We start from the raw sequence: 26,906 nt of genomic DNA, 5'->3' as shown, positions 1-26,906 counted from the left end.
CCTTAATAAGTCCGAATCTTAGGCTCAAAAGTCGGAACAGTTTTTGGCGAGAAGTTCACGGCACGCTTGGCTACGCGCTTGTCACCCGGGAAGTACAGGGTGTGACACAGCCAGTTCTCGTCGTCGCGATCTTCGAAGTCTTCACGGGCGTGAGCACCACGGGACTCCTTGCGATGCTCTGCGGCGATCGCCGTTGCTTCAGCGACTTCCAGCAGGTTCTGCAGCTCCAGCGCTTCGATCCGGGCAGTGTTGAATGCCTGGCTCTTGTCGTTGATCTTGACGTTGGCGATGCGCGTGCGCAGGTCAGCCAGCTGGGCGATACCCTTCTGCATGTATTCGCCGGTACGGAACACACCGAAGTAGTTCTGCATGCAGCTTTGCAGCTCTTTGCGCAGCGTAGCGACGTCTTCGCCATCGGTGCGCGAGTTCAGGCCATTGAGGCGAGCCAGCGCAACGTCGATGTCGGTTTCGGAAGCGCGACGGTAGTCGACGCCTTCGTTGAGTGCCTGCTCCAGGTGCAGACCGGCAGCACGGCCGAACACCACCAGATCGAGCAGCGAGTTGCCGCCCAGACGGTTGGCACCGTGAACCGATACGCATGCCACTTCACCCACCGCGAACAGGCCCGGGATGATGGTGTCGACGCCAGCGGCGTCCTGGGTGATCGCCTGACCATGAATGTTGGTGGCAACGCCGCCCATCATGTAGTGGCAGGTCGGCACGACAGGGATTGGCGCAACGGCCGGATCGACGTGTGCGAAGGTCTTGGACAGTTCCATGATCCCTGGCAGACGGCTGTGCAGCACTTCCTCACCGAGGTGATCGAGTTTGAGCATCACGTGGTCACCGTCGGGACCGCAACCGTTGCCGGCGATGATCTCTTTAACCATCGAGCGAGCCACAACGTCACGACCGGCAAGGTCCTTGGCGTTTGGCGCGTAACGCTCCATGAAACGCTCGCCATGCTTGTTGATCAGGTAACCGCCTTCACCACGGCAGCCTTCGGTGACCAGTACACCTGCGCCAGCGATGCCGGTCGGGTGGAACTGCCACATTTCGATGTCCTGAACCGGTACACCGGCACGCAGCGCCATGCCCACGCCGTCGCCGGTGTTGATCAGGGCGTTGGTGGTGGAGGAGTAGATACGGCCAGCACCGCCAGTGGCCAGTACGGTCGCGTCAGCGCGAATGTAGGAGGTTTCACCGGTTTCGATGCAGATGGCAATGATGCCGACGAACGCGCCGTCCTGGTTCTTCACCAAATCAACGGCGTAGTACTCGTTGAGGAATACAGTGCCGGCCTTCAGGTTGGCCTGATACAGGGTGTGCAGCAGCGCGTGACCGGTACGGTCGGCAGCAGCACAGGTACGTGCAGCCTGACCCCCCTTGCCGAAGTCTTTCGACTGGCCGCCGAACGGACGCTGATAGATGCGGCCCTGCTCGGTACGGGAAAACGGCAGACCCATGTGCTCGAGCTCGAACACGGCTTCCGGGCCCACGGAACACATGTATTCGATAGCGTCCTGGTCACCGATGTAGTCGGAGCCCTTGACGGTATCGTACATGTGCCAGCGCCAGTCATCGTTCGGATCAGCCGAAGCGATGGCGCAGGTGATGCCACCCTGTGCGGAAACGGTGTGGGAGCGAGTCGGGAAAACCTTGGTGACTACAGCGGTCTTGTGGCCGCCCTGAGCCAGCTGCAATGCGGCACGCATGCCCGCACCGCCGCCGCCAATGATAATGGCGTCGAATGAAAGCGTATTAATGTTAGCCATGAATCAGATACCCCAAAGAATCTGCACACCCCAGACGAAGTAAGCGAACATCGCAATGCCGCACACCGCCTGAAAAAGGAAACGCACCACTGTCGCGGAGTTGCCCAGCGCCATCGGCGTCAGGTAATCGGTCGCGATGGTCCACATGCCAACCCAGGCGTGAGCCGCCAGGGCAACAAGGGCCAACAGGCTGAAGATGCGCATTGCGTTATGGGAGAACAGCGCGTGCCACGTGGCGAAATCAAGGCCAGGGTGCGCGATCAGGTACCCGATCAGGAAAATGAAATAAGCCGCGAGTACGACGGCGGAGACGCGTTGCGCCATCCAGTCATACAGGCCCGAACGAGAAAGGTTAGTGACGTTGGTTACCATATCCACACTCCTGCCAGAACGATCACCACCACAGACACGGCGATAACAATTTGAGAGCCCCGCTTGCCGCCTTCCAGCGTCTCGCCGATGCCCGTGTCCATGATCAGATGACGGACGCCCGCCACCAGGTGATAAAGCAGTGCGGACAGAAGAGCCCAGATCACGAACTTGGCCAGCGGACTGGTCAGTCCCGCTTTCACCGACGCGAAGCCTTCCTCGGAGTCGAGCGACAGGTCCAATGCATAAAGCATGATGGCAATGCCGACGAAGAGGATGACACCGGAAATACGGTGAAGGATGGACGTGTAAGCAGTGATAGGGAGTTTGATGGTCCTTAGGTCTAGGTTTACAGGTCGTTGGCTTTTCACGGCTTTTTTTCACACTGAAGAGCCCTAACACTCAGGGCAAGTTGTTGGGAAGTGTACTGGTCAGGTACCCACTACCCAGGAAGTGACCAACCCCGTTGAATCAGGCCTGAAAGCCCCTGGCGGTCGGACGCCGAGTATAGACAGTTAGCCCACTAATGACAACGCGCAGACCCTGTCCCAAGGGTGGATTGCTTTAGCCCGATAATTGGCGTAAATGGCCCGTAATTTCGACGAAAACCATGGCTTAAAGCCCTCTGCTACAAGACTTTTGGCAAATTGACTTTAGAATTTATCTCACTATAGTGATGCGGGCCCTGCGTGGGGGGTCTGTCTGATGATTTGAAGCATAATTAGGAGGCCACATGGCTGATAAAAAAGCGCAGTTGATCATCGAGGGCGCAGCCCCCGTCGAGCTGCCCATTCTGACCGGCACCGTTGGTCCCGATGTTATCGACGTACGCGGCCTGACTGCCACCGGACGCTTCACATTCGACCCAGGCTTCATGTCCACCGCCTCATGCGAATCGAAGATCACCTATATCGATGGTGACAACGGCATTCTGCTGCATCGCGGCTACCCGATCGAACAGCTGGCCGAGCAATCGGACTACCTGGAAACCTGCTACCTGTTGCTTAACGGCGAGCTGCCAACCGCCGAGCAAAAAGCCGAATTCGTCGTCACCGTGAAGAATCACACCATGGTGCACGAGCAACTGAAGACCTTCTTCAACGGTTTCCGCCGCGACGCCCACCCGATGGCCGTCATGTGCGGTGTGGTTGGCGCCCTGTCGGCGTTCTACCACGACTCCCTGGACATCAATAATCCGCAGCACCGGGAAATCTCCGCGATCCGCCTGGTCGCCAAGATGCCGACCCTGGCCGCGATGGTTTACAAGTACTCCATGGGTCAACCCATGATGTACCCGCGCAACGACCTCAGCTACGCGGAAAACTTCCTGCACATGATGTTCAACACGCCGTGCGAGATCAAACCGATCAGCCCGACGCTGGCCAAGGCCATGGACCGGATCTTCATCCTTCACGCCGACCACGAACAGAACGCCTCGACGTCCACCGTGCGCATGGCAGGCTCTTCGGGCGCCAACCCGTTTGCCTGTATCGCAGCCGGTATCGCCGCGCTCTGGGGCCCTGCCCACGGCGGCGCCAACGAAGCTGTGCTGACCATGCTCGATGAGATTGGCGATGTGTCCAACATCGACACCTACATCGCCAAGGCCAAGGACAAGAACGATCCGTTCAAGCTGATGGGCTTTGGCCACCGGGTTTACAAGAACCGCGACCCGCGCGCCACCGTGATGAAGCAGACCTGCGACGAAGTCCTGCGCGAGCTGGGCATCACCAACGACCCGCAGCTCGAACTGGCCATGCGTCTTGAAGAGATCGCCCTGACCGACCCGTACTTCATCGAACGCTCGCTGTACCCGAACGTAGACTTCTACTCGGGCATCATCCTCAAGGCGATCGGCATCCCGACCAGTATGTTCACCGTGATTTTCGCCCTGGCGCGAACCGTCGGCTGGATCTCCCACTGGAAGGAAATGCTGTCGAGCCCTTACAAGATCGGCCGTCCACGCCAGCTGTACACCGGCGAAGTGTCGCGGGACATCGTTCCGCTGGCCGAGCGTAAGTAACTCGGCAGCACCCGCCAAGACGCAAAAAAAGGCTGCCCTCGGGCAGCCTTTTTAGTGTGTTGCGTCAGCGTCGGACGCGAACTGGTCAGTTCTTCTCAGCACGCTCCTTGAGCGCCTTGAGCGTATTGAACGGCGCGTCCACCACGAACTTGTTCGCCAGCCAGGACGGCACGCTGCCGCCCGGCTCGGTGTGCACCTGATAGGTGACCTCGGTCAGATTCTCGCCTTTGGGCACGAACTTCCAGAACCCCTCGACCTGCGCCACCCGCACAAAGCCCTTCTCTTCCGGGATGTACTTGGGGTCGCCTTCCAGCTGACGGGTCATGCTGCCATCGGCGCCCTCCACTGTGGTGACCTTCAACACCGAATCCCGGGGTGTGACCGGCCAGGGCGTGTTGAACTGGGAATAGGTCCAGGTCTTGTCGCCCTCATGCTTGAGTATCTTCTGCAGCTTGCATTCGTGAATCCAGGCACAGGCGCTGACCACGTCTTCCTGCAACGCCCGGAGCTTGCCGATGCTCGCCTTGATGGTGGTCACGCCCTGATAGGCCTTGTACTGCGACCCGGGGAATTCGCTGAGTGAGACCTTGATCCCCTCCTCGTTCTTCGCGACTTTCCACTCCTCAGCCTGCGCCGAAGCCGCCACCCATACAGTCAGTCCCAATCCGAAAGCAATGCGGTACAGCGAACTCATATGTTGTTCCTTATTGTTGAAGTTCAGTCGTGCCTCGGCCGCAATTCACGCCACCGATGTCATCTTTTCCCACCAGCCAATCAGCCTGATCGCATCCTCGGGACCGCTGCCACACACTTCGGGCTCCGCTGCAAACTGGCCACATACCGCCGGCCTTCCCGGCTGCCCGAAGATTGCGCAGAGCATGTCCACCGACAGGTGCAGGCAGCGCATGCCGGCAGGTTTGCCGTTGGGCATTCCAGGGATCGGTGATGTGATGGACGGCGCGATGCAGCACGCGCCGCAGCCTGAACGGCATTCCATGGAGAGAACCTGTGTGGCAGTGAGGACGATGGCAGGATCTTACGCGCTAAAACACACGTTTGAAAATCAGGTCCTGCGACAGCGCCGTGCGCTCATCACTTTTTAAAGGTGAAATCCAAAGCAGCGCCTTCGACGTCCTTGCGTGCCTCATTACGCAACTGCAAATCCATTTCATTGCTCAGCAGACGGCCTTGCATCTGGAAGTCTGGGTCCGCATCCGCATCCGGGAACATTTTAGGCAGCAGCGGCTTGGCCCCAGTTGACTGGGCTTTGGACTTTGACGCCGAGGAGATCACATTCGCCGGAGGGGTCAGTTGCTTAACCATCTCGGGCGGCAGACTCAGGTCGAGGGGCACCTTGTTCAGGCGGGTCTCCTTGACCACTTGAGACGCCGATTTACTCTTGCTGGCCACCGGCGCACGCCGCGCGACTTCGGCATTATCCGCTTTGACCTTGGCAGATTTGGCGTTCGTGCCAGCGGACTTACCGTCCGCAGCCTTGACATCGGTGACCTCCCGCGGCGCTCCAGCCGACGCCTTACCCGACGCGACTACAGGCACGGCAGGAATGTTCGGCGCCAGCGCATGGACCGCTGGCGCATCCGCAGCAGGCTTGTCCGCCAGCGCAGGCGCGGACTCAGGCTCTGACGCTGGCTTCGCTGCTTTAGCAGCTTCGGCCGGCGCAGCGGCACCCGCAGCAGGCGCAGAAGCGGTAGCTTTCGCCGGCGGGGTGGGCGCTTTATCGGCATCACAGGCGCTCAGCAACACCAACAACATCACACTTAAACAACGCAGTGATTTCATAGTCTGAACGGCAGTAAGTAAGACAGGGGCCATATGCTGGCCCGTTGCACGGCGGCTGACAAGTTCCCTGTCAGCCTCCCTCGATAGTATGGAAAGCTGGCGGCCCTACGAGTTCACCAGGATTGCCCGGCGTCCTGGCATAACTGCTTGGCCAACATGCCCACCGTCATCAACGCCCTCTCCGCTTCACGGTTCCACGGCAGCCCGCAATTCAGGCGAATGCAGTGGTTGAACTGCTCGGTATTACTGAAGATCAGGCCCGGCGCGATGCTGATGCCCTGCTCCAGCGCGCGCACGTGCAACTCCTGAGTGTTCACCCGCCCCGGGAGGCTGATCCACAGGATGAACCCGCCCGCAGGCCGGCTGATCTGCGTGCCTTCGGGGAACATTTGCTGCACGGCGAGCTGGAAGGCGCTCAGATTCTTGCGGTGCTCCTGACGGATAAAGCGCAAGTGCCGGTCATACCCGCCGTTTTCGAGGTAGGACGCCACCGCCATCTGCGTCACGCTGCACGCAGAATGGGTGCTGAAGGTCTGCAGGCGCTGGATTTCCGCCTGGTATTTCCCGGCGATCATCCAGCCGATCCGCACGCCCGGCGACAAGGTCTTGGAGAAGCTGGAGCAGTAAATGACGTGGCCCAGCCGGTCGAACGCCTTCAACGCCTTGGTCTTGTTCTGCTCGTACATCAGTTCGCCGTAGATGTCGTCCTCGATGATTTGGATGTCGAAATCCGAGGCCAGGCGCAGCAGGTGTTTCTGCCGCTCTTCCGGCATGGTGCTGCCCAGCGGGTTGCTCAGCCGCGACGTCATCACCAGCGCCTTGATCGACCACTGATTGGCCGCCAGTTGCAGCGCTTCCAGGCTGATCCCGGTGTTGGGGTCGCTGGGGATTTCGATGACTTTCAAGCCAAGCAGATCGGCCAGTTGCAGCAGGCCATAATAGGTTGGGGATTCTGCAGCGATCAGGTCACCGGGGCTGGTCAGCACCCGCAGCGACATCTGCAGCGCATCGACGCAACCGTGGGTGATCACCACTTCCGAGGGGTCGATCACCACGCCGGCGTCGCGCATCCGGATCGCCACTTGCCGGCGCAGCGGCTCGAAGCCAGGGCTGAACATGTAGTTGAATGCGCGGGGGCTTTGAAACCGGGTGACCTTGGCCAATTGCTGATGCAATGCGCGCAACGGCAAGTAATCGATGTGCGGGACAGCAGCGCCAAACGCGAACACCCCTTCACGCCGCGCTTCGACCAGCACCTGCTGAATGATGCTGGCGCGGGTGACCAGGCCGGGACGCTCAACCCGCGCGATATCGGGGGTCGCCGCCGTGAGGGCCGGGGTTTGGTGCACGTAATAGCCGGACTGCGGCCGCGCGCGGATCAAACCCTGATCTTCAAGGTTGGCATAGGCCTGGAGGACGGTGGCATGACTGACGTTGAGCTGGGAGCTCATCTTGCGCACCGAGGGCACGCGCTCGCCTGGCTGATACACGCCCCGGCGAATGTCTTCGGCCAGCTGCTGGGCGATGCGTTGGTACAGCAACAGACTGGTCATTTCGCGTCCCTCGATCCCGTGCCTTGATCATGCGTGCGGTGACCAAAGGAGAAGGATCACCGGAACAGTTCAGAAGTGTACGGTGACAGTTCCTGTTCCGGCTAGAGGGCGCGGTGTTTGAATCACTCGGATTGTGACAGTCCGCTGCTCTTCAACGAGGCGCGCTCAGATGCCCCTTGTCGTCCGAGAAGACGATTTCGACACGGCGGTTCTGGGCGCGGCCGCTTTCAGAGGCGTTCGAGTCCACCGAGTACTGATCGCCGTAGCCTTCGACCTGAATGCGATCTTCCTCGATGCCCAGATCAGACAGCACGTCAGCGACGGCCTGTGCCCGGTCTTTCGAAAGCGCGAGGTTTACCTCACTATCGCCGGTGCTGTCGGTGTAGCCCTCGATGCGCACGACGCGCTTGGGATTGAATTGCAGGAACTGCACGACCTTCAGTACCGTGCGGTTGGCCGAGCTTTTCAGTTCGGCGCGGCCGGTATCGAAGAGCATGTCGCCGAGGGTCATCACCAGTCCGCGCTCGTTCTGCTGCGTCGACAGGCTGATCACCTGATCTTCGGCCCACTTGCCCTGTTGCTGGGCGCCGGCCAGCTTGGCCTCACGCAAAGCCAGTTGCAGGCGCTGACGTTCGAGCTCCAGTCGGGCGAGCTTTTCCTGATTCAGCAGCAGCTTGCTGTGCTCCCGGGCGATCGCGCTGTAACGGCTGCTCAGGTACGCGTAATGACTGACGTCGTCAGCGCTGCCGATGTAGCTCGACAGGCGCTCGGCCCGGCCCAGCAATTCACCGGCACGGATCACGTCCTTCGGCGCGCTGCGCAGGACGTTGGTGTCTTCCCTGACCTTCTGGTAATCGGCAACGGCGCCCTGCAACGCCTGTTCACTGCTCTGGTGGCCGGCACAGCCAGCAAGACCGGCACTGGCCAGCAGAAGGCCGAGACTGAGGCTTCGCGCAACGGCATTCATTGGCCAGCCCCCAGCTGCTTGCGCAGACGCTCGAGGCGGGTGTTGACCTGGGCCACCTGTGCTTCACTCTTCTGCGTCAGCACACGGGCCTCCGCCAGACGGGCGTCCAGCTCGGCCTGCTCAGCCTGCATGCGCGCGTCCTTGTAGGACTTGTCCGCCATGTCGGCGCGGGCCTGGGTCAGCTTGGTCTGCGCTGTTACCAGGTCCGGTTCTTCATCCGTAGCGCCAACCGCGGTGGCCTGGGCGACAGCCTGTTCGGTGAGTTTGAGTTGTTCGGTGGGCGCTGGGTCGTTGGCACAGCCGACGAGAGCGACGAGCACGACAGCGGCGAATACAGGCTGGATTTTCAAAAGAAAGCTCAAAACACATTCCTACTGATGGAGGGCGCTACCGGACTGCTGCAACTGGATTTTCCACAGGTCCAGGTTGCGCGTGACGGCTTCACTGGAGCGACCGGAAGCGGCCAATTCTGTCATTTTTTTCGCCAGCTGTCCGCGCAGCCATGGATCGTTGCAGGCGGAGTTGAACGACAGCGCCAGATAAAAGCCCGGACGATCGAGGGGCATGGGCTGGGTTTGCAGGTCTTTGGCGACGTCCAGCGCCTGAGTCACGGCCATCCCCGCATAGCGGCCGGCCAGGACGAATTCGACCTGCCCCGCAGCCAGTTTCTGAAAGGCCTGGGGAAGACTGGCCTGCCTCTCCAGCGTCAGGTGCGCCTTGATCGCCTCATCGAACCCCGGTGTCACGCGGGTTTTTTCAGACATGGCGCCGGGATGGCTCTGCAGATCGGCCAGCGAATTGAATGGCTGCTCATGGCCGGTGCGGGTCCAGACCATGATCTCGTTCTGGGCGATGGGCGGGTGGATGAAATCCAGGGATTCCAGCTCGGCGCTGTTGAGGGGCGTGTCCGCCAGCATGTCCATGCGCCCGGTGCGCACCTCTTCCAGGGCCTGGCTGCGCTTGCCGCCATACAGCAGCTCGACCTTGACGCCGATCTGTTGCGCGACTTCCTTGAGCAGGTCGGCATTGGCGCCCATCAGGTGCTTGGGGTCCTGCGGGTCGCGCCACAGGTACGGCGGCGCGTCCGGGCTGCCGGTGACAATCAGCCGGTCACACTTGCCCGCAGACCAGGCCAGCGACGGCAGCAACAGCAACCCGCCCAGCAGTGAAGCCAGCGTTTGCTTTGGCGACAACATGACAACGTCCTTTTTGAGCCCATAAAAAAAACCCGCCAGCTCCGACTGCCTGAGCGCTGGTTCATCGAGTGAACGATGACCGGCGCTCAGGCAGCCCGAACGAACGGGTTCTCTTTATAAGTCAGGGAAGTGGATTAAACCAGCTTCTCCAGCTCGGGGATCGCTTCGAACAGGTCCGCCACGAGGCCGTAATCGGCCACCTGGAAGATCGGTGCTTCTTCGTCCTTGTTGATCGCCACGATCACCTTGGAGTCTTTCATGCCGGCCAGATGCTGGATCGCGCCGGAGATGCCGACCGCAATGTACAGCTGCGGCGCGACGATCTTGCCGGTCTGGCCAACCTGCATGTCGTTGGGCACGAAGCCTGCGTCGACGGCCGCGCGGGAAGCGCCAACAGCCGCACCCAGCTTGTCAGCCAAGGTGTACAGGTGTTTGAAGTTGTCGCCGTTCTGCATGCCACGGCCGCCGGAAACGACAATCTTGGCAGCGGTCAGCTCCGGACGATCGGACTTGGCCAGCTCTTCGCTGACAAAGGACGATTTGCCCGCATCATGGGCCGCGCTGACGGCTTCAACCGAAGCAGAACCGCCTTCCGCTGCAACGGCGTCAAAGCCGGTGGCGCGAACGGTGATGACTTTCACGGCTGCCGACGACTGAACGGTCGCAATGGCGTTACCCGCGTAGATCGGGCGCTTGAAGGTGTCAGCGCTTTCGACCGAGATGATCTCGGAGATCTGGTCGACGTCCAGTTGGGCAGCAACACGCGGCAGGATGTTCTTGCCGTTGGAGGTTGCAGCGGCCAGCACGTGGCTGTAGGCCGAAGCCAGCTCGACGACCAGCGGGGCAACGTTTTCCGGCAACTGGTGTTCATACGCTGCGTGGTCAGCCACGAGGACCTTGGACACGCCTGCGATTTTTGCAACTGCTTCGCCGACGGCACCGACATCCAGACCGGCGACCAGAACGTGAATGTCACCACCGATCTTGGTGGCCGCGGCAACGGTATTGAGAGTGGCGGGAGCGATTGCGCCGTTTTCGTGCTCAGCGATAACCAGGGTCGTCATCAGATCACCTTCGCTTCGTTTTTCAGTTTATCAACCAGTTCAGCAACCGACTTGACCTTGATGCCTGCGCTGCGGGCAGCCGGCGCTTCAACCTTCAGGGTCTTGTTGGTGGACGCAATCGAAACGCCCAACGCATCAGGGGTCAGCACTTCGAGGGGCTTTTTCTTGGCTTTCATGATGTTCGGCAGCGACGCGTAGCGCGGCTCGTTCAGACGCAGGTCGGTGGTGACGATGGCCGGCAGCTTGAGGGAAACGGTCTGCGCGCCAGCGTCGATTTCACGGGTGACGTTGACGCTGTCGCCGGACACTTCGACTTTGGACGCGAAGGTGCCCTGGGCATAACCGCTCAGCGCAGCCAGCATCTGGCCAGTCTGGTTGTTGTCGCTGTCGATCGCCTGCTTGCCGAGAATGACCAGCTGCGGTTGTTCTTTGTCGACAACGGCCTTCAATAACTTGGCCACGGCCAGGGAGGTCAGTTCGTCAGCGGATTCCACGAGGATGGCGCGATCGGCACCCAGTGCCAACGCGGTACGCAGTTGCTCCTGAGCGGTGGTAGGGCCGATGGAAACGACGATGATCTCGGTCGCCACGCCTTTCTCTTTCAGGCGCACGGCTTCTTCTACCGCGATCTCGCAGAAGGGGTTCATCGACATTTTTACGTTGGCGAGATCGACGCCGGAGTTATCCGCTTTGACGCGAACCTTGACGTTGTAGTCGACCACTCGTTTGACAGCTACAAGAACCTTCATGGATTCCTCGTTTCTCTCCGGTGAAAAGAAAATCGCCAGGCCTTGCCCGGCGATGGGTACTCGTCAGTGTAAAGAACACCTGTGAAAACAACGTATTCGTGGTTGGTGAATGCTGATATCAGCAAAAGCGGCCACGCTACGGCGGCAATCCAAGCCAGACGTTGCCCGCCCGTGTAAACTGCAGCGCGCCGCAGGCCTGGGGCTGAGGGTTGCGCGGGGGCGATGCTCACGTTGCTTTTAGCGGTGTTCTGCTACCGACAGTTTGCACGCAGCCGACAAGGCCGGCGGCCAACTGTAGCGAGCGCAAAACCGCCCGTATCTTGACCGCAACGCCGGGTCGGGTCAATACGACATAAACGCCAGTCACAAGCCGTCTCACCATGATTTATCAGGGTTTCGGCCGATTCAAACAAACGTTTGTATTGGACCTGCGAGGTGGTGTAGATATAATGCGCGCCTTCAAGACGACACCCGGATAAATGAGCTTCCGGGGGTTGGTTTTAGCCATCTATAAAAAATACGCCTAAAAAATACGCCGTTGAGCCTTGAGTAGGAGATAGCCTGTGGAACGCGAATTTATGGAGTTCGACGTCGTCATCGTCGGAGCCGGGCCCGCCGGGCTTTCTGCCGCTTGCCGCCTGAAACAGAGAGCCGCTGACGCCGGTCAGGAAATCAGCGTCTGCGTGGTGGAAAAAGGCTCCGAGGTCGGTGCTCACATCCTTTCCGGCGCAGTGTTCGAACCCCGCGCCCTCAACGAGCTGTTCCCCGACTGGAAAGCCCTGGGCGCCCCGCTCAATACCCCGGTCAAAAGCGACGACATCTATGTGCTGACCGGTGCGGACGCCAGCCAGAAAGTCCCGGGCGTGTTCGTGCCCAAGACCATGCACAACGAAGGCAACTACATCATCTCCCTGGGCAACCTGTGCCGCTGGTTGGCACAGCAGGCCGAGAACCTCGGCGTCGAAATCTACCCGGGCTTCGCGGCTCAGGAAGCGCTGATCGATGAGACCGGCGTGGTGCGCGGGATTCTCACCGGTGATCTGGGCGTCGACCGTGAAGGCAATCCGAAAGAAGGCCTGTACACCCCCGGTATGGAACTGCGCGGCAAGTACACGCTGTTCGCCGAAGGCTGCCGTGGTCACATCGGCAAGCAACTGATCAATCGCTTCAAGCTGGACAGTGAGGCCGACGCCCAACACTACGGCATCGGCTTGAAGGAAATCTGGGAAGTCGATCCGGGCAAACATCAGCCGGGCCTGGTGGTCCACACCGCCGGCTGGCCGCTGGATATCATGGGCACCGAAAACACCGGCGGCTCGTTCCTTTACCACCTGGAAAACAATCAGGTCGTGGTCGGCCTGATCGTCGACCTCTCCTACGCCAACCCTTACCTGTCGCCGTTCGATGAATTCCAGCGCCTCAAGCACCACCCGGTCCTCAAGCAGTACCTGGAAGGCGGCAAGCGCATCAGCTACGGCGCACGGGCCATCTGCAAGGGCGGGCTGAACTCGCTGCCGAAGATGGTGTTCCCCGGCGGCGCGCTGATCGGTTGCGACCTGGGCACGCTGAACTTCGCCAAGATCAAGGGCAGCCACACGGCCATGAAGTCCGGCATGCTCGCCGCCGAAGCGGTGGCGGATGCGCTGTTTGCCGGCAACGAGGGTGGTGACACGCTGAACGGCTACGTCGAGGGCTTCAAGGCCAGCTGGCTGCACGAAGAACTGTTTGCCAGTCGTAACTTCGGCGCGGCGGTGCACAAGTTCGGCGCGATCTTCGGCGGCGCGTTCAACTTCGTCGACCAGAACCTGTTTGGCGGCAAGATCCCCTTCACCCTGCGTGACACCACGCCGGACTATGCGTGCATGAAGCTGGCGGCCGACTCGAAGAAAATCGACTACCCGAAACCCGACGGCAAGCTGAGCTTCGACAAGCTGAGTTCGGTGTTCATCTCCGGCACCAACCACGAAGAAGAGCAGCCGTGCCACTTGAAGCTGAAGGATCCGAGCATCCCGATCAGCGTCAACCTGCCCAAGTACGACGAGCCTGCCCAGCGTTACTGCCCGGCGGGGGTTTACGAGGTGGTGACCCAGGAAGACGGCGCGAAGCGCTTCCAGATCAACGCGCAGAACTGCGTCCACTGCAAAACCTGCGACATCAAGGATCCGTCGCAGAACATCACGTGGGTAGCACCGGAAGGCGCAGGCGGCCCGACCTATCCCAATATGTAAGAGAAGCGGCAAGCTTCAAGCTTTGAGCTGCAAGCTTCCCGGCTAAAGCCGGGAAGGCGTCAGCGGCCATCGCGCAAAATTGATGGTGCGCACACTGGCCTCTTCCCGGCTGAAGCCGGTCCCACAAAGACACCGCGCAACCTTCGTAGGACCGGCTTTAGCCGGGAAGCTCTTGAGGTTCAGCGTCCCCCCTCACGCTGATATCTTCAGCCGCTCGCCCTCTTCCCCCGGATTGCGTTCGAAGTAGCGTTTGTACTCGCGACTGAATTGCGACGTGCTCTGATACCCGACCTTGTGCGCCACCTGCGCCACGCCCATGCCCTCGCCGATGAGCATCTGCTGAGCCTTGAGCAGCCGCACGCGTTTCAAGTACTGGACGGGTGACAGCAGCGTGCTGCGCTTGAAATGCTCATGGAAGGTCGAGGCGCTCATATTGGCGCATCGGGCCAGATCCTCGACACTCAAGGCCTGATCATAGTGGTCGCGCAGATGCTGCAGCGACGCGGCAATGCGCGCGAAGTGGCCGGTCTGCTCGACCAATGCCCGCAGCACCCCGGCCTGGGGACCGCGCAACGCGGCGTACACCACCTCCCTGACCCGCGCCTGGCCCATCACTTGTGCGTCCAGCGGATCGTGCAGGCAGCGCAATAGCCGCTCGACACTCTCGCGCATCGGCGCATCCAGCTCGGCGGAGGTCATGGATTCCGGCGTCTGCGCCTTGACCTTGACGTTCGGCGCTTCGCCCATGGTATGCACCAGCTCGCCCAGCAGCGCGCGATCGATTGACACGGCGACGCCATACATCGGCGCCTCGGCCGTGGCGAAGGTTTCGCACATGAACGGCACCGACAACGCCTGCACCAGATAATGACCGGCGCCGTATTCCAGCGTTCGCGGGCCCAGGCGCGCGAGCTTGCTGCCCTGGGCAATGATCACCAGACTCGGTTCATAGATCTGCGGGCTGCTGGCGACGTAGTAATCCCAGGACATCGCCTGCACGCCCGGGACGCGGGTGTCGACGAAACCCGGGCGCGACGCCAGCGGTTTGATGAGGGCGACCAACTCGGCGTTGGCATCGGAATGGGAAAGAGGAGACATGGGCAGCCGTACGGAGGATTTGACACCGCCATCATCGCAGATCAGCGGCGTGACGCTCTACTCGACTCCTAAAATCCGGAGGATCAGGCATGACAGGCGGAGGAATGACCATGGCCGGCAATGCCCTGCCTGGGGACAATGCACCGCCTCAACCGTCATCGTTTCTGCGAGGTTCTTCATGTACACAGCCATCGGTTACGCCGCCCAGTCCGCCACCGCCCCCCTCGCCCCCATGACGTTCAGCCGCCGCAGCCCGCGGCCGGACGACGTGGCCATCGAGATTCTGTACTGCGGCGTCTGCCACTCCGATATTCACCAGGCGCGCAACGAGTGGGGCATCGCCGTGTACCCGCTGATGCCGGGCCACGAGATCGTCGGCAAAGTCACCGAAGTCGGCGCCAATGTCAGCAAGCACAAAGTCGGCGATCTGGTCGGCGTCGGTTGCATGGTCGACTCCTGCCGTCAGTGTGAAGCCTGCGCGCAGGACCTTGAGCAGTATTGCCTCGAAGGCCCGACCATGACCTACGCCACCCCCGACCGCGTCGACGGCAGCAACACCATGGGCGGCTACTCCAACAGCATCGTGGTCAGCGAGCACTTCGTCGTGCGTATCCCGGAGAAACTCGACCTGGCCGCCGCGGCGCCCATCCTGTGTGCCGGCATCACCACCTACTCGCCACTCAAGCATTACGGCGTCAAGGCCGGCGACAAAGTGGGCGTACTGGGCATGGGCGGTCTGGGCCACATGGGCATCAAGTTCGCCAAGGCCATGGGCGCGGAAGTGACGCTGTTCACCCGTTCGGCGAGCAAGGCCGAAGAAGGTCGTCGCCAGGGCGCCGATCACGTCATCGTCTCGACCGATGCCGATCAGATGAAAGCCGCTGCCGGTCACTTCGACTTCCTGCTGGACACCATTCCGGTGCAGCACGATTTGAACCCCTATCTGGAAACCCTGAGTTTTGACGGCGTGCACATTCTCGTCGGCCTGATCGAACCCGTCGACCCGGCGCTGCATGCGGCCAACCTGGTGATGAAGCGCCGCGTGCTGGCGGGCTCACTGATTGGCGGCATTGCCGAGACCCAGGAAGTACTGGATTTCTGCGCCGAGTACGGCATCACCTGTGACATCGAGATGCTCGACATCAAGAACATCAACGAAGCGTACAGCCGCATGATCGCGGGCGATGTGAAGTACCGTTTCGTGATTGATATGGCCACGTTGAAGGCCTGATCCACCGGTTCGCCCCGCGCAATGCGGGGCGAAACGCTAGCCGCCCAGTTCCGCCGACAACCGTGCCGCCGCGTCCTTGATCACCGGCACCAGGTCGGCCATCTTTTCCAGCGGCATGTACGGCACGGTGCTGGCGATGCTGATGCCGGCGACAATCTGCTTGCTGGCATCACGCACCGGCGCCGCCACACAGCGGATCGACGGTTCGTTGTCTTCCAGATCGAACGCATAGCCGCCCTGTACGTACTCGTGCATGCGCGCCTGCACCTGCTCCCAGGTCTGTTCTTCGTGGGCCGGCCACAACGGGTTCTTGCCGGCGGTCGGGACACTGATTTCGTACAGCCGTCGCCATTCGCTTACCGGGCTGTCCAGCAGCAATGCCTTGCCAATGCCGGTGCGCGCCAGCGGCATGCGATGACCCACCCGCGATCGCATCTCCGGGCCATTGCGCCCGGGATTTTTATGCAGGTACAAGACCTCGTCGCCATCGCGCATGGCCAGGTGCACGGTGTCCCCGGTGAGTGCCGACAGTTCGTCGAGAAAGGGTCTGGCCAGCACCAGCAGCGGCACTTCTTCCCGGGCCTGAAACCCCAGCTCGATCAATCTCGGCCCGAGCACATACCCCACCTGCGGCAACACCCGCAGGTAGCGCTCCTCCACCAGACAACTGGCGAGCCGGTGGGTGGTGCTGCGGGTGGTGCCGATCAACCGGGCGATTTCCTTGAGGTCGCGAGCGCCGCTGGCGACCGCCTGAATCACGCCCAGGCCGCGAATCAGCGTTTGCGTACCGGTGGGTGCAGGGTCTTTGCCAGTGACGGCGGTGTCGGATGCATCTTGCATGGCGCGCCTTATCGAATCAGAAAACCGGCGCCATTATCGTCGCCAGCCTTGAAGCCTGCCAGCGCTGTGCAGAATTTGCTCGGCGTCGGCGCAGGGTCATACCCACTCGATGCGTTCGACCTTGCCCACCAACAGGATGTAGGACAACGCGCCGTACGCACGCTCGAAGACCACCGCATTCTCCCCAAGATTCACCTTGGTAGCACGCGTCTGAGGGCAGATAATTAAGCCGTTTCGATGACCAAGGATTCCGCAGGCATGAGGCAAAAAGTTCTGAGACTTTCGCAAAATCACCATGGCCGTGACTTTGTCGTTGGTGACATTCACTTCAAAACCACCGACTTGTACAAAGGCCTGCGCAAACTCGGCTTTGACAGCCAGACTGACCGAGTCATCGGCGTCGGCGACCTCATTGATCGCGGCCCGGGCGTGCTCGACGGGCTCAAGCTTTTGGGCGAGCCGTGGTTTTTCACCGTAATGGGTAACCATGAACAGATGCTGATTCGGGCTTACCGTGAAAACCCGGACGCTCGTTATGTCTCTCATGGGGCTGGTTGGTGGGCAACCGTCGCCGATGAGTCGAAAGAGATGATCATCGTCAAGCTTGAGACCCTCCCTACCCTCATCGAGATCGAATCACCCCGTGGGGTCGTGGGCGTTGTACATGGGGATGTACCGAGAGGCTTGTCCTGGCAGGGGTTCGTCAACGATATCGACAACGCGCAAGTCGAAGAAATAGCCCTCTGGGGGCGAGAGCGGATCAAAAAGCATTACCGTCAAGGCGTCGCCGGCGTTTGGCGTGTTTGCACGGGTCACACGTGGATTCCAGAGCCGTTACGCCTCGGGAACGTGCTCGCGCTGGATTGCACCGGAGGCGGTGACGGGCCGTTGGGGATTTACTGCGTGCAGGACGACACCCTCTATGTCGACGGTCTTTCCGTGGCGCTTGACCAAGCTGAAGTTTTCACGGAGTTGCTTAACGATCTAGAGCGCACGCAGGCAGAACTCAACAGCATGTTGAGTGCGAGCACGCTCATCGAATCCCAACGCCTGAGTCGTAAGGCTGAAGATTTGGCGGCTCGGGCGAATACTGTCTGGCTTGCACTGCAGCCTGAGGTCGAAGCGTCTCAGAAGCTCTTGAATGAGCTCCACGGGCTCAGCCTGCTTGGCGGGGAGCGTAGGGTCCTGAAGCTCGAAGAGTTACGGTCTGGATACGAAGGAACCCCCATTGAAGGATTACTGAACAGGCTGTTCTGCTAGACGCGAGAGCTGCTGGCCCATAGATGACGGCCGGTTTAATCATTCAAGGCAGATGCTGCATGCTTACGTCTGACGGGATTGTTGATGTTCACTCGTGCAATCGCTCACTTCTATTCAGGAGCCATGACAGCAACAGCCCTGGAACCAGAAAGCCTAACGAGACCAAAACCCCGTGAAGTATGTGCGAGAGAGGTTCGTCGAGAGTCGCAACAAGCCTCATAGGCGAAGCGACTGGGGATAGCTGCAAGAACAAGACAACCAGCACTGCGCAAGGCCACATCAAGCTCACACCGCGTCGCGCGCTTTGTTGCCATGCATAGCCCGCCAGCACGGCAGAGAAAGCCCCTTCAAGAATCCAGGCAACAGTTCCCAGTCTTCCCCACAGACCATAACCGTAATGTTCAACCGAATGGGGATACAGTGCCAGATCGCTGTTATGCATAGGCCAATCAGCGATGAAGTGAGAGAAAGCTGCCGCTGCTGCCACGATTGCTACGGATCGATGCTTTACGAAAAGCAGCCCCCACACTACGGACCAGACTACAGCGGCAAGCAGCGAGTGATCCCAATCGATAAAGGTCAAATCAAAGAACAGGTAAGGCCCGCTTTTTAAATTGGGGGTGACAGTGTTAAAGCCGAGGATGATGAAGATGCCATCCAGCAGATCCAGGAAGCCAACGCCCATCAGGATGGGCATCGCAGGGATCTTGGGATAGCGGGCCTTGATTGCGAGGCCGATCGCGAAGTGACCTACGTACATTCTGTGTTCCTGATTCTGGTATGCCTGTCCTCTACAGGCTAGATGCTTCCGATACTATCCGAGCCTTCAAAACAAGATTGTCGGGTTTTAGCAATGTCGGAATTATCTGGCCAAGTCACATTTCCATCCTTCCACCTGCCACCGGAGGTGGACGCAATTTTGCTCAAGGCCTCGCGGGTCAGGACGTTGGTGAAATCTGAGGCAGTGTTCCCTCAGGGCTCTGAGCCATTGGGAATGTTTCGCGTGCTTCATGGCACGTTGGGCGTCCATAGCCAGGGCGCTAATGGACGCCAACTCTTTCTTACTCAATTGGTGTCTGGAGATTGGTTTGGCGAAGTACCACTTCTAGATGGCTTGCCGCGAGCGTATGACGTCCGCGCTGCCTCCCAGGCGACTATTGCCGTTCTTCCTGCAAGCGCGTTCTGGCAGATCATCCAGGCTCGACCAGATGTTCTACTGGCCATAACTCGCCTGGTCTGTGGCAGATTTCGAATGGCGCTCGATTGGGCCGGAAGCGCATTCCTCGATCCCCTGCCCGTGAGGTTGGCTAGTCGACTCGCTTCATTGATCAAACGTTCAGATGTCGACGGCGGCCACTGCCTGAAAGTAAGCCAGGAAAAAATTGCGCAACAGCTTGGTGTTTCTCGTCAGAGCATCAACCGCCAGCTGAAAATTTGGGAGGCGCAAGGCTTATTGATTGTTCGATACAGCGCTATCACAATTCTCGATCTACAAAAACTCAAAGAGACAGCAGGCGGCGAGTAAGTATCAGGATCCCAACCACAAGCGGGGGCAGGACTGATGACTTGGAACAGGTGATGGATCATCGATGGCTGACCTTGCACGCCACAACTCGTTAAACATTGTGGCGTGTCCTGTGATTGCTCTGTCAGCAAGACAATGGGGCGCTCCCCGATAATCCAGGGTGTATATGCCATTCGCTTGCGGTGTGTTCGCTGGTTGCATACGAAGTATCATTCGCCGTGACCAGCACTCCTTTAAATTGCGCGAACGTGATCATTGCGCCAGCGGAATCTTTGCCACTCTTGCACTTAAAGACCATTTCTGTAGATACAGAGGTGGCGCGGGGTAAGCCCGAAGTACCTTGAGCCACAAGTCTCCCTTGCGTCGTGGCTAAGTAGTGGCTCAGCTGAAGTTCCCGCCATCTATTACTTGAATACCTTTGTATTAATCATCCCGCGTAGACATGCGACTGCGGAGGTCGCCAAGCCCCTGCGCTGAACCTACTAAAGATGCGTTACTTTCTCTACAGTGAAACTAAAATGCCACCATCCCGGATTGCACCTTAGTTGTGCCCTCTCCGTCTAGATGCCTCATCACAGCGCCTTATCCCTTATTACCCGCGTGGTATCTTGCCAAAGGCTTTGTATCAAATCTGAAACAAATAAGTTGCCATCCCCTGCGCAGCGGACTATTTTCTTACGGCGCTCACTAGGGAGCTAACAAATAAAAAAGGTGTGCAGGGATGCGAAGGTTCAAGCCGTCCAATGCTGTCCGTTATTCCGTTAAACCCGCAACCACTACCGCACTTTGCGCGTTGTCTTTTACCTTTGGCTGCTCGGCTTATGCCGACTATGCAGAACAGGGGAAGTTAGGCGACGCGGCCAGTTGGCGCTCGGAAGAATTCAAGAGCGACTGGGGATTGGGCCGTATCCAGGCGGACCAGGCTTATGCCGCCGGTATCACCGGCGCCGGCGTAAAAATCGGCGCGATGGACTCAGGTTTCGACCCCTCTCATCCCGAAGCCAGCCCATCCCGCTACCATGCGGTAACCGCCAACGGCACCTATGTAGATGGTTCGCCCTTTAGCATCACGGGTGCCATCAACCCCAATAACGACACCCACGGCACGCACGTGACCGGGACCATGGGCGCGGCCCGTGATGGCGTCGGCATGCATGGCGTGGCGTACAACGCGCAAATCTATGTGGCCAACACCAACCAGAGCGACAGCTTCCTGTTTGGCCCGAGCCCGGATCCGCAGTACTTCAAGGCGGCCTATGGCGCGCTGGCCGATGCCGGTGTGCGGGCGATTAACAACAGTTGGGGTAGCCAGCCGCCGGATGTGACCTACGCGACGTTGAAAGGCGTACAGGCTGCCTATGCCCAGCATTACAACCGGGGCACCTGGCTGGATGAAGCGGCTAACGTCTCGCGCAAGGGCGTGATCAACGTCTTCAGTGCTGGCAATACTGGCTATGCCAACGCCAGTGTGCGGTCTGCGCTGCCGTATTTCGAGCCGGACCTGGAAGGCCACTGGCTGGCGGTGTCTGGCCTGGATAGCGCCAATGCCCAGCGCTACAACCAGTGCGGCATTGCCAAATATTGGTGCATCACCACGCCTGGGAGGCTGATCAACAGCACCGTGCCTGGCGGCGGCTATGCGCTCAAGTCCGGTACGTCCATGGCCGCGCCCCATGCCACGGGCGCATTGGCGCTGGTGATGGAGCGCTACCCTTACATGAACAACGAGCAGGCCTTGCAGGTGCTGCTCACCACCGCGACCCAGCTCGATGGTTCGGTCACCCAGGCGCCCAATGGCGCTGTGGGCTGGGGTGTAGCCAACCTGGAGCGGGCCATGCGCGGCCCGGGCCAGTTGCTGGGCACCTTCAATGCCACCCTGGGCGCCGGCCAAACCGATGTCTGGAGTAACAATATTTCTGATCAGGCGTTGATCCAGCGTCAGGCCGAGGACACTGCCGAACAGGCCGCCTGGCAGCAAACTCTGGTGAGCAGAGGTTGGCAGAACGGCGTGGCCAGCACCGCCAGCCAACAGGACCAGACCGATTACGCCGTGGGCACCGCCCGTGCTGCGGCAGCGGCTCAGCGCCAGTACCAAGGCAGCCTGATCAAGTCCGGCGCGGGCCGGTTGATTCTTGAAGGCAACAATACCTATCGCGGCGATACCCAGGTCAACGGGGGTGTGCTGTCGGTCAATGGCTCTCTGGCGTCCGCTGTGCAGGTCAATGCGGGGGGCACCTTGGGCGGCAATGGCCAGGTCGGTAACCTCACCGCGTTGAGCGGCGGGCAGGTTGCGCCCGGTAACTCCATCGGCACCTTGCAGGTGAACGGTGACGTAACCTTCGCACCAGGCTCAACCTACGCGGTAGAGCTTTCGCCCACGGCCAGTGACCGCCTTGTGGCCACCGGCAGTGCCACGGTGTCGGGGGCCAACATGACCCTGGCCCTGGACCCAACGCCGCTGGCCTTGAATGCCACGCCTGGCCAAACCCTGGTTGGCCGCCAGTACAACGTGTTGCAAGCCGCCAACGGTGTGAACGGGCAGTTCGCTGCGGTCACCTCCAATTACGCTTTCCTCGGCGGCCGGCTGGACTACGCCGCTAACGGGGTTGCCCTGAATATCGAGCGCACGGCGGCATTCGACAGCGTGGCGCAAACCCCTAACCAGGCAGCCGTGGCCTCGGCCGCCGAGCAATTGGGGGCGGGCAACGCGGTGTATGAAAACCTGCTGCTCGCGCCAAGTGCCGCCTCGGCCCGGGAGAGTTTCCAGCAGCTGTCGGGCGAGATCTACCCGGCAGTCGCTACCCAGTTGATCAACGACAGCCGCTATGTGCGTGATGCCGTTGGCGAGCGCCTGGGCGCCAGCGTGTTCGGTGCCGATGCCAATACGGCAGCGCAAGACAATGTGTGGTTCAAGGCCTTGGGTGCTTGGGGCAAAACGGATTCCCGTAGCGATACGGCTGGCTATACCTCATCGATTAGCGGCGTGCTGGCGGGTGTCGACGGCGACGTAGGTGACGACACGCGCCTTGGCCTGGTAGGCGGCTACAGCGACAGCTCGGTCAACATGGGCTCGGGCACCCATTCCCGTGCATCGGTAGACAGCTACCATCTGGGCGCCTACCTGGGTCATGAGATCGGCGCCTGGCGCCTGACCCTCGGCGGTGCCTACAGCTGGCACCGGATCGATGGCAAGCGCGATGTACAGGTCGGCGACGCCAGCGGGCGGGAGAAAACCAAGCACGATGCGCAAACCGCACAGGTGTTCACCGAAGCGGCGTACCGTATTCAGTTGCAGCCCGCAGTGCTTGAGCCCTTCGCCAACCTGGCCTATGTGCACCTTGGCACTGATCGCTTCAGCGAGAAGGGAGATGCCGCAGCGCTTACCTCCGGCAGCGACACCCGTGAAGCCGTGCTCGGTACGCTGGGCGTACGGGCGCTTAAAACCGTCGCAATCAATGATCATCAGAAGCTCGACCTCTCCGGCAGCCTGGGCTGGCAGCACAACCTGAGCGATACCGATTCAGAGCAGCACATGGCCTTTGCGGCAGGTGGCAGTCGCTTTGGTATCGAAAGCTCGCCCTTGGTGCGTGATGCGGCCCTGGTGAGTGCCCATGCCCGCATGGCGCTGAGTCGTGAGGCCAGCGTTAGCCTGGACTACAACGGCCAACTGGCCAGCCGTGAAAAAAGCCACGGCATTGGCTTGAGCCTTAACTGGCAGTTCTAAACGCAAAGCGGCAGGGCGAGCCAGGCCTTCGCCCGCCGCTTTCCTGAAGCTGAATGTTTCAACCTACCCATTGTTGGAAAAAGAACGACGCGGATACCAAGACGGCATTCGCGCGGGGTTTTGTGTGCGCTAACTAAGGACAGTTGTATTTATGAAAAAGCCATCCACCACTCGACAGCTTGCTGTCAGCTCCATTCGGCACGCTATTCGGCAAGCCAATCGCGTTTCTTGCGGCGCTCTGGCCTGCTACCTGGCCACCCTCGGTGCAGCCCAGGCTGCGCCTTACGTAGAAGCCGGCCAGGCCGGGAATGTCGCCAGTTGGCGCAGCCCGGAGTTCACGGCCCAATGGGGGCTGGGCGCGATCAACGCCGACCAGGCCTACGCCGCCGGCTACACCGGGAAGGGCGTGAAGCTGGGAATTTTCGATCAGCCGGTGTACGCACCGCACCCGGAATTCGCCAGCCCGGATAAAGTGATCAACCTGGTCACCAGTGGCATTCGCGAGTACACCGACCCCTATATCCCGGTAAAGGCCGGCGACGCCTTTCGTTACGATGGCACCCCTACCCCTGACTCCAACGGCCGGCTGGGTAACCATGGCACCCACGTGGGCGGCATCGCGGGCGGCAACCGAGACGGCGGGCCCATGCACGGCGTGGCGTTCAATGCCCAGATCATCAGCGCCGACAACGGCGACCCTGGCCCGGAAGACGGCATTGTGCTGGGCAACGACGGCGCGGTTTACCAGGCGGGCTGGAATGCATTGGTCAGCAGTGGCGCGCGCATCATCAATAACAGCTGGGGCATTGGCATTACCGACCGCTTTGACCAGGGCGGTCGCGATCCGGCCTTTGCGCACTTTACCGTGCAGGATGCGCAGCTGCAGTTCAATCAGATCCAACAGATCCTCGGTACCCGCCCAGGGGGCGCTTACCAGGGCGCCATCGATGCCGCACGCAGCGGCGTGGTGACCATTTTCGCCGCCGGCAACGACTACAACCTGAACAACCCGGACGCCATGGCCGGGCTCGGGTATTTCGTGCCAGAGATCGCCCCCAACTGGCTGACGGTTGCTGCCTTGCAGCAAAACCCGAACGCCGCGGCCGCCGGCACCACGCCTTACACCTTGAGCACCTTTTCCTCTCGCTGCGGCTACACGGCCAGCTTCTGCGTGTCAGCGCCAGGTACGCGGATCTACAGCTCCGTGCTTAATGGCACCAGCTTGCAAGACCTGACCGTGGGCTGGGCCAACAAAAACGGTACCTCCATGGCCGCGCCCCATGTGGCGGGCAGCATGGCGGTACTGATGGAGCGCTTCCCCTACATGACCGGCGCACAGGTGGCCGACGTGTTGAAAACCACCGCCACCGACCTCGGCGCGCCTGGCGTGGACGCGCTCTATGGCTGGGGCATGATCAATCTGGGCAAGGCCGTCAACGGCCCGAGCATGTTCGTCACCGAGGCGGATATTCCCGCTGAGTTTCGTATCAGCGGCGCCTATGGCGACAGCCAGTTCGTGGCCAACCTGCCGGGGGTAGGCGCGGTGGTCGATGCCGGCAAACCAACCCAGCGCGTCTGCAGCGGGCCGCAATGCGGGCGGGACACGTGGAGCAATGACATAGCCGGGCATGGCGGGTTGACCAAGACAGGTATCGGCACCTTGGTGCTGACCGGCGCCAACACCTACAGCGGCCCAACCCTGGTCAATGAGGGGCGCCTGGCGATCAATGGTTCGCTGGCCTCGGCCGTGACCGTCAACGACACCGGCATACTGGGCGGCAACGGCCGGATCGCGTCACTTGCCGCCAACCGCGGCGGTACGGTAGCGCCGGGCAATTCCGTGGGCACCTTACAGGTGGCGGGGAACCTTAATCTGGCGCCCGGCGCTGTGTATGCGGTGGAGTTGTCGCCCACTGGCAGCGACCGCATCATCGCCGGCGGGCAGGCGACGGTGAGCGGTGCGACCATGGCCCTCTCGCTGGAAAACGGCGCCGGCTTCAGCACAGGCGAGGTCAACAGCCTGATCGGCCGGCAGTTCAACGTGCTGCAAGCGGCTGGCGGCGTGCAGGGCCAGTTCGGGTCGGTGCTGGATAACTACGCCTTTCTGGATGGCAACCTGGCCTACAGCGGCACGGGCGTTGCCCTGGCCCTGGAGCGCAACGCGGACAGCTTCGCCAGCGCCGCGCACACCGCTAATCAGGCCAACGTAGCGGCTGCCGCCGAGCAATTAGGGGCCGGTAATGCGGTGTACGAAGAGCTGCTGTTGAGCCCCGATGCGGCTACCGCTCGGCGTGCCTACACCCAGTTGTCCGGCGAAGTGCATCCGGCCATCGCCACTCAGTTGATCAACGACAGCCGCCAGGTCCGCGATGCCGTCGGTGATCGCCTGCGCGTCGACGGGCTGTATGACCAGCCTGCGGCGGGTGTTGAAGACAACAACCTGTGGGTGAAAGGCCTGGGCGCCTGGGGCAAAAACGCCGGCAGCAGCGACAGCGCCAGCTCAACCTCATCCCTGGGCGGCCTGCTCGCCGGTGTGGACGGCCTGGTGGCTGAGCACACCCGGTTGGGCGCCATGGTCGGTTACAGCGACACCTCGTTAGGCATGGGTGACGACACCCATTCCCGCGCCTCGGCCAATAGCTACCACCTCGGTGCCTACATGGGCCACGAGGAAGGGCCGTTGCGCCTGACCGCGGGTGCATCCCATAGCTGGCACCGCATCGACGTCAAGCGAGACCTGCAACTGGGCACCTCGACCGACCGCCTGAAGGTCAAGCGCGACGCGCAATCGACTCAGGTGTTCACCGAAGCGGCCTATCGCCTGAACCTGCAGCCTCTGGCGCTGGAGCCCTTCGCCAACCTGGCCTATGTGCATTTCGACAGCGACAGCTTTACGGAGAAGGGAGGCGCTACCGCGCTCAAGGGTAATGACGACACCCGCGACACCGTGCTATCCACCCTGGGCATGCGTGCCGGTAGCCGGTTCAACCTCACCGATACTCAGAAGCTGGACGTCTCAGGTACCTTGGGCTGGCAGCATAACCTGAGCGATACCTCGGCCGAGCAGCACCTGGCCTTTGCCAGCGGGGTGAATACCTTTGCCGTGCAAAGCGTGTCCATGGACCGGGACGCGGCCGTCGTAGGCGCCCGCGCCAGCCTTGCCTTGAACCGGGATGCGCGGATCAACCTGGATTACAACGGCCTGCTGGACGCCCGGGATAAAACCCACGGTGTAGGGCTGTCACTGAATTGGGCGTTCTAACCTCAAGCGCTGCCTGAAAGCCCGCGCCAGCTTGGGTGCTCCCGCCCGATACTAAAAACCGTTTGGAGGGTCGATTTTGTCCCTCCAAACGGTTCAGCAGCTATCCAATGGGGCGCCTGAGCACCGGCTCGAAAGGTCGCTCTCGTTGATGCAGACAACCTCTCAAGCCCGGTCATGCCAAGGCATAGCCGGCTTCCACGCCTCTCTCAAGGAAACGTTGGTCACGGCGCAAGTGATTGACG

Annotated in this window: 22 protein-coding genes; 7 read left to right on the top strand and 15 right to left on the bottom strand. The window is 60.7% G+C overall.

Annotation, left to right across the window (positions count from 1 at the left end):
- Positions 1–2: 2 nt before the first annotated feature.
- Genes sdhA through sdhC form a run of 3 tightly spaced genes read right to left on the bottom strand, consistent with a single transcriptional unit; the run spans position 3 to position 2,515 of the window.
- Entirely contained in the window at positions 3–1,775 is a 1,773-nt protein-coding gene (sdhA, locus tag SLW74_RS15745) for a succinate dehydrogenase flavoprotein subunit (protein ID WP_065986293.1), read from the bottom strand.
- 3 nt (positions 1,776–1,778) lie between these two features.
- Complete coding sequence (sdhD, locus tag SLW74_RS15740; RefSeq protein ID WP_065986292.1) at positions 1,779–2,147, bottom strand: succinate dehydrogenase, hydrophobic membrane anchor protein; 369 nt, start codon at positions 2,145–2,147, stop codon at positions 1,779–1,781.
- Positions 2,141–2,515: a succinate dehydrogenase, cytochrome b556 subunit gene (sdhC, locus tag SLW74_RS15735; protein ID WP_065986291.1), complete on the bottom strand. Its 375-nt coding sequence runs from the start codon at positions 2,513–2,515 to the stop codon at positions 2,141–2,143. The genes sdhD and sdhC overlap by 7 nt, the downstream gene beginning before the upstream one ends.
- Positions 2,516–2,877: 362 nt before the next feature.
- Between sdhC and gltA the strand changes: the two genes are divergently transcribed.
- Positions 2,878–4,167, top strand: coding sequence for a citrate synthase (gene gltA / locus SLW74_RS15730; protein ID WP_037009384.1), 1,290 nt, complete (start codon positions 2,878–2,880; stop codon positions 4,165–4,167).
- An 85-nt stretch (positions 4,168–4,252) separates the two neighbouring features.
- Here the strand turns inward: gltA and SLW74_RS15725 are convergent, their stop codons facing one another.
- The 9 genes from SLW74_RS15725 to SLW74_RS15685 all read right to left on the bottom strand — a co-directional run bounded on the left by SLW74_RS15725 (position 4,253) and on the right by SLW74_RS15685 (position 11,496).
- Positions 4,253–4,861: an START domain-containing protein gene (locus SLW74_RS15725; protein ID WP_296306307.1), complete on the bottom strand. Its 609-nt coding sequence runs from the start codon at positions 4,859–4,861 to the stop codon at positions 4,253–4,255.
- A gap of 45 nt (positions 4,862–4,906) precedes the next feature.
- Positions 4,907–5,164, bottom strand: a complete 258-nt coding sequence (locus tag SLW74_RS15720) for a YkgJ family cysteine cluster protein (RefSeq protein WP_065986289.1) — start codon at positions 5,162–5,164, stop codon at positions 4,907–4,909.
- A gap of 95 nt (positions 5,165–5,259) precedes the next feature.
- Entirely contained in the window at positions 5,260–5,967 is a 708-nt protein-coding gene (locus SLW74_RS15715) for a translation initiation factor 2 (RefSeq protein WP_410929440.1), read from the bottom strand.
- Positions 5,968–6,080: 113 nt separating this feature from the next.
- Positions 6,081–7,520, bottom strand: a complete 1,440-nt coding sequence (locus SLW74_RS15710; RefSeq protein WP_122538388.1) for a PLP-dependent aminotransferase family protein — start codon at positions 7,518–7,520, stop codon at positions 6,081–6,083.
- A gap of 151 nt (positions 7,521–7,671) precedes the next feature.
- Positions 7,672–8,487: an OmpA family protein gene (locus SLW74_RS15705; protein WP_410929439.1), complete on the bottom strand. Its 816-nt coding sequence runs from the start codon at positions 8,485–8,487 to the stop codon at positions 7,672–7,674.
- Complete coding sequence (locus tag SLW74_RS15700) at positions 8,484–8,837, bottom strand: DUF4398 domain-containing protein (RefSeq protein ID WP_369320144.1); 354 nt, start codon at positions 8,835–8,837, stop codon at positions 8,484–8,486. The genes SLW74_RS15705 and SLW74_RS15700 overlap by 4 nt, the downstream gene beginning before the upstream one ends.
- A gap of 21 nt (positions 8,838–8,858) precedes the next feature.
- Entirely contained in the window at positions 8,859–9,680 is an 822-nt protein-coding gene (locus SLW74_RS15695; RefSeq protein WP_410929456.1) for a substrate-binding periplasmic protein, read from the bottom strand.
- 137 nt (positions 9,681–9,817) lie between these two features.
- Positions 9,818–10,747 carry an electron transfer flavoprotein subunit alpha/FixB family protein gene (locus SLW74_RS15690; protein ID WP_410929438.1) on the bottom strand — a complete coding sequence of 310 codons (930 nt, stop codon included), beginning with the start codon at positions 10,745–10,747 and terminating at the stop codon, positions 9,818–9,820.
- Positions 10,747–11,496, bottom strand: coding sequence for an electron transfer flavoprotein subunit beta/FixA family protein (locus SLW74_RS15685; protein WP_410929437.1), 750 nt, complete (start codon positions 11,494–11,496; stop codon positions 10,747–10,749). The genes SLW74_RS15690 and SLW74_RS15685 overlap by 1 nt, the downstream gene beginning before the upstream one ends.
- A gap of 563 nt (positions 11,497–12,059) precedes the next feature.
- Between SLW74_RS15685 and SLW74_RS15680 the strand changes: the two genes are divergently transcribed.
- Complete coding sequence (locus tag SLW74_RS15680; protein WP_410929436.1) at positions 12,060–13,724, top strand: electron transfer flavoprotein-ubiquinone oxidoreductase; 1,665 nt, start codon at positions 12,060–12,062, stop codon at positions 13,722–13,724.
- A gap of 192 nt (positions 13,725–13,916) precedes the next feature.
- On the opposite strand, the gene SLW74_RS15675 is transcribed toward SLW74_RS15680, so the two are convergent.
- A complete protein-coding gene (locus SLW74_RS15675; RefSeq protein WP_410929435.1) occupies positions 13,917–14,822 on the bottom strand; it encodes an AraC family transcriptional regulator N-terminal domain-containing protein in 906 nt (301 codons plus the stop codon).
- 178 nt (positions 14,823–15,000) lie between these two features.
- Between SLW74_RS15675 and SLW74_RS15670 the strand changes: the two genes are divergently transcribed.
- Positions 15,001–16,053: an NAD(P)-dependent alcohol dehydrogenase gene (locus SLW74_RS15670; RefSeq protein WP_410929434.1), complete on the top strand. Its 1,053-nt coding sequence runs from the start codon at positions 15,001–15,003 to the stop codon at positions 16,051–16,053.
- A 36-nt stretch (positions 16,054–16,089) separates the two neighbouring features.
- Here the strand turns inward: SLW74_RS15670 and SLW74_RS15665 are convergent, their stop codons facing one another.
- Positions 16,090–16,893 carry an IclR family transcriptional regulator gene (locus tag SLW74_RS15665; RefSeq protein WP_410929433.1) on the bottom strand — a complete coding sequence of 268 codons (804 nt, stop codon included), beginning with the start codon at positions 16,891–16,893 and terminating at the stop codon, positions 16,090–16,092.
- A 258-nt stretch (positions 16,894–17,151) separates the two neighbouring features.
- Between SLW74_RS15665 and SLW74_RS15660 the strand changes: the two genes are divergently transcribed.
- Positions 17,152–18,153 carry a metallophosphoesterase gene (locus SLW74_RS15660; RefSeq protein WP_410929432.1) on the top strand — a complete coding sequence of 334 codons (1,002 nt, stop codon included), beginning with the start codon at positions 17,152–17,154 and terminating at the stop codon, positions 18,151–18,153.
- An 88-nt stretch (positions 18,154–18,241) separates the two neighbouring features.
- Here SLW74_RS15660 and SLW74_RS15655 read toward each other — a convergent pair whose 3' ends face one another.
- Positions 18,242–18,913 carry a hypothetical protein gene (locus SLW74_RS15655; protein ID WP_065986277.1) on the bottom strand — a complete coding sequence of 224 codons (672 nt, stop codon included), beginning with the start codon at positions 18,911–18,913 and terminating at the stop codon, positions 18,242–18,244.
- Positions 18,914–19,006: 93 nt separating this feature from the next.
- On the opposite strand from SLW74_RS15655, the gene SLW74_RS15650 reads away from it, so the two are divergent.
- The 3 genes from SLW74_RS15650 (at position 19,007) to SLW74_RS15640 (ending at position 26,664) form a co-directional block, all read left to right on the top strand.
- Positions 19,007–19,678 (top strand): Crp/Fnr family transcriptional regulator, encoded by a 672-nt coding sequence (locus tag SLW74_RS15650; protein ID WP_410929431.1) that lies wholly within the window; start codon positions 19,007–19,009, stop codon positions 19,676–19,678.
- Positions 19,679–20,399: 721 nt separating this feature from the next.
- Positions 20,400–23,402, top strand: coding sequence for an autotransporter domain-containing protein (locus tag SLW74_RS15645; protein WP_410929430.1), 3,003 nt, complete (start codon positions 20,400–20,402; stop codon positions 23,400–23,402).
- Positions 23,403–23,553: 151 nt separating this feature from the next.
- Positions 23,554–26,664 carry an autotransporter domain-containing protein gene (locus tag SLW74_RS15640; protein ID WP_410929429.1) on the top strand — a complete coding sequence of 1,037 codons (3,111 nt, stop codon included), beginning with the start codon at positions 23,554–23,556 and terminating at the stop codon, positions 26,662–26,664.
- Positions 26,665–26,906: the final 242 nt, after the last annotated feature.

The sequence above is a fragment of the Pseudomonas sp. W5-36 genome (assembly GCF_046540455.1).
Taxonomy (GTDB): Bacteria; Pseudomonadota; Gammaproteobacteria; order Pseudomonadales; family Pseudomonadaceae; genus Aquipseudomonas; species Aquipseudomonas graminis_B.
The sequence above is the reverse complement of the archived record's forward strand: the minus strand, read 5'-3'. Positions and strand labels throughout refer to the sequence as shown.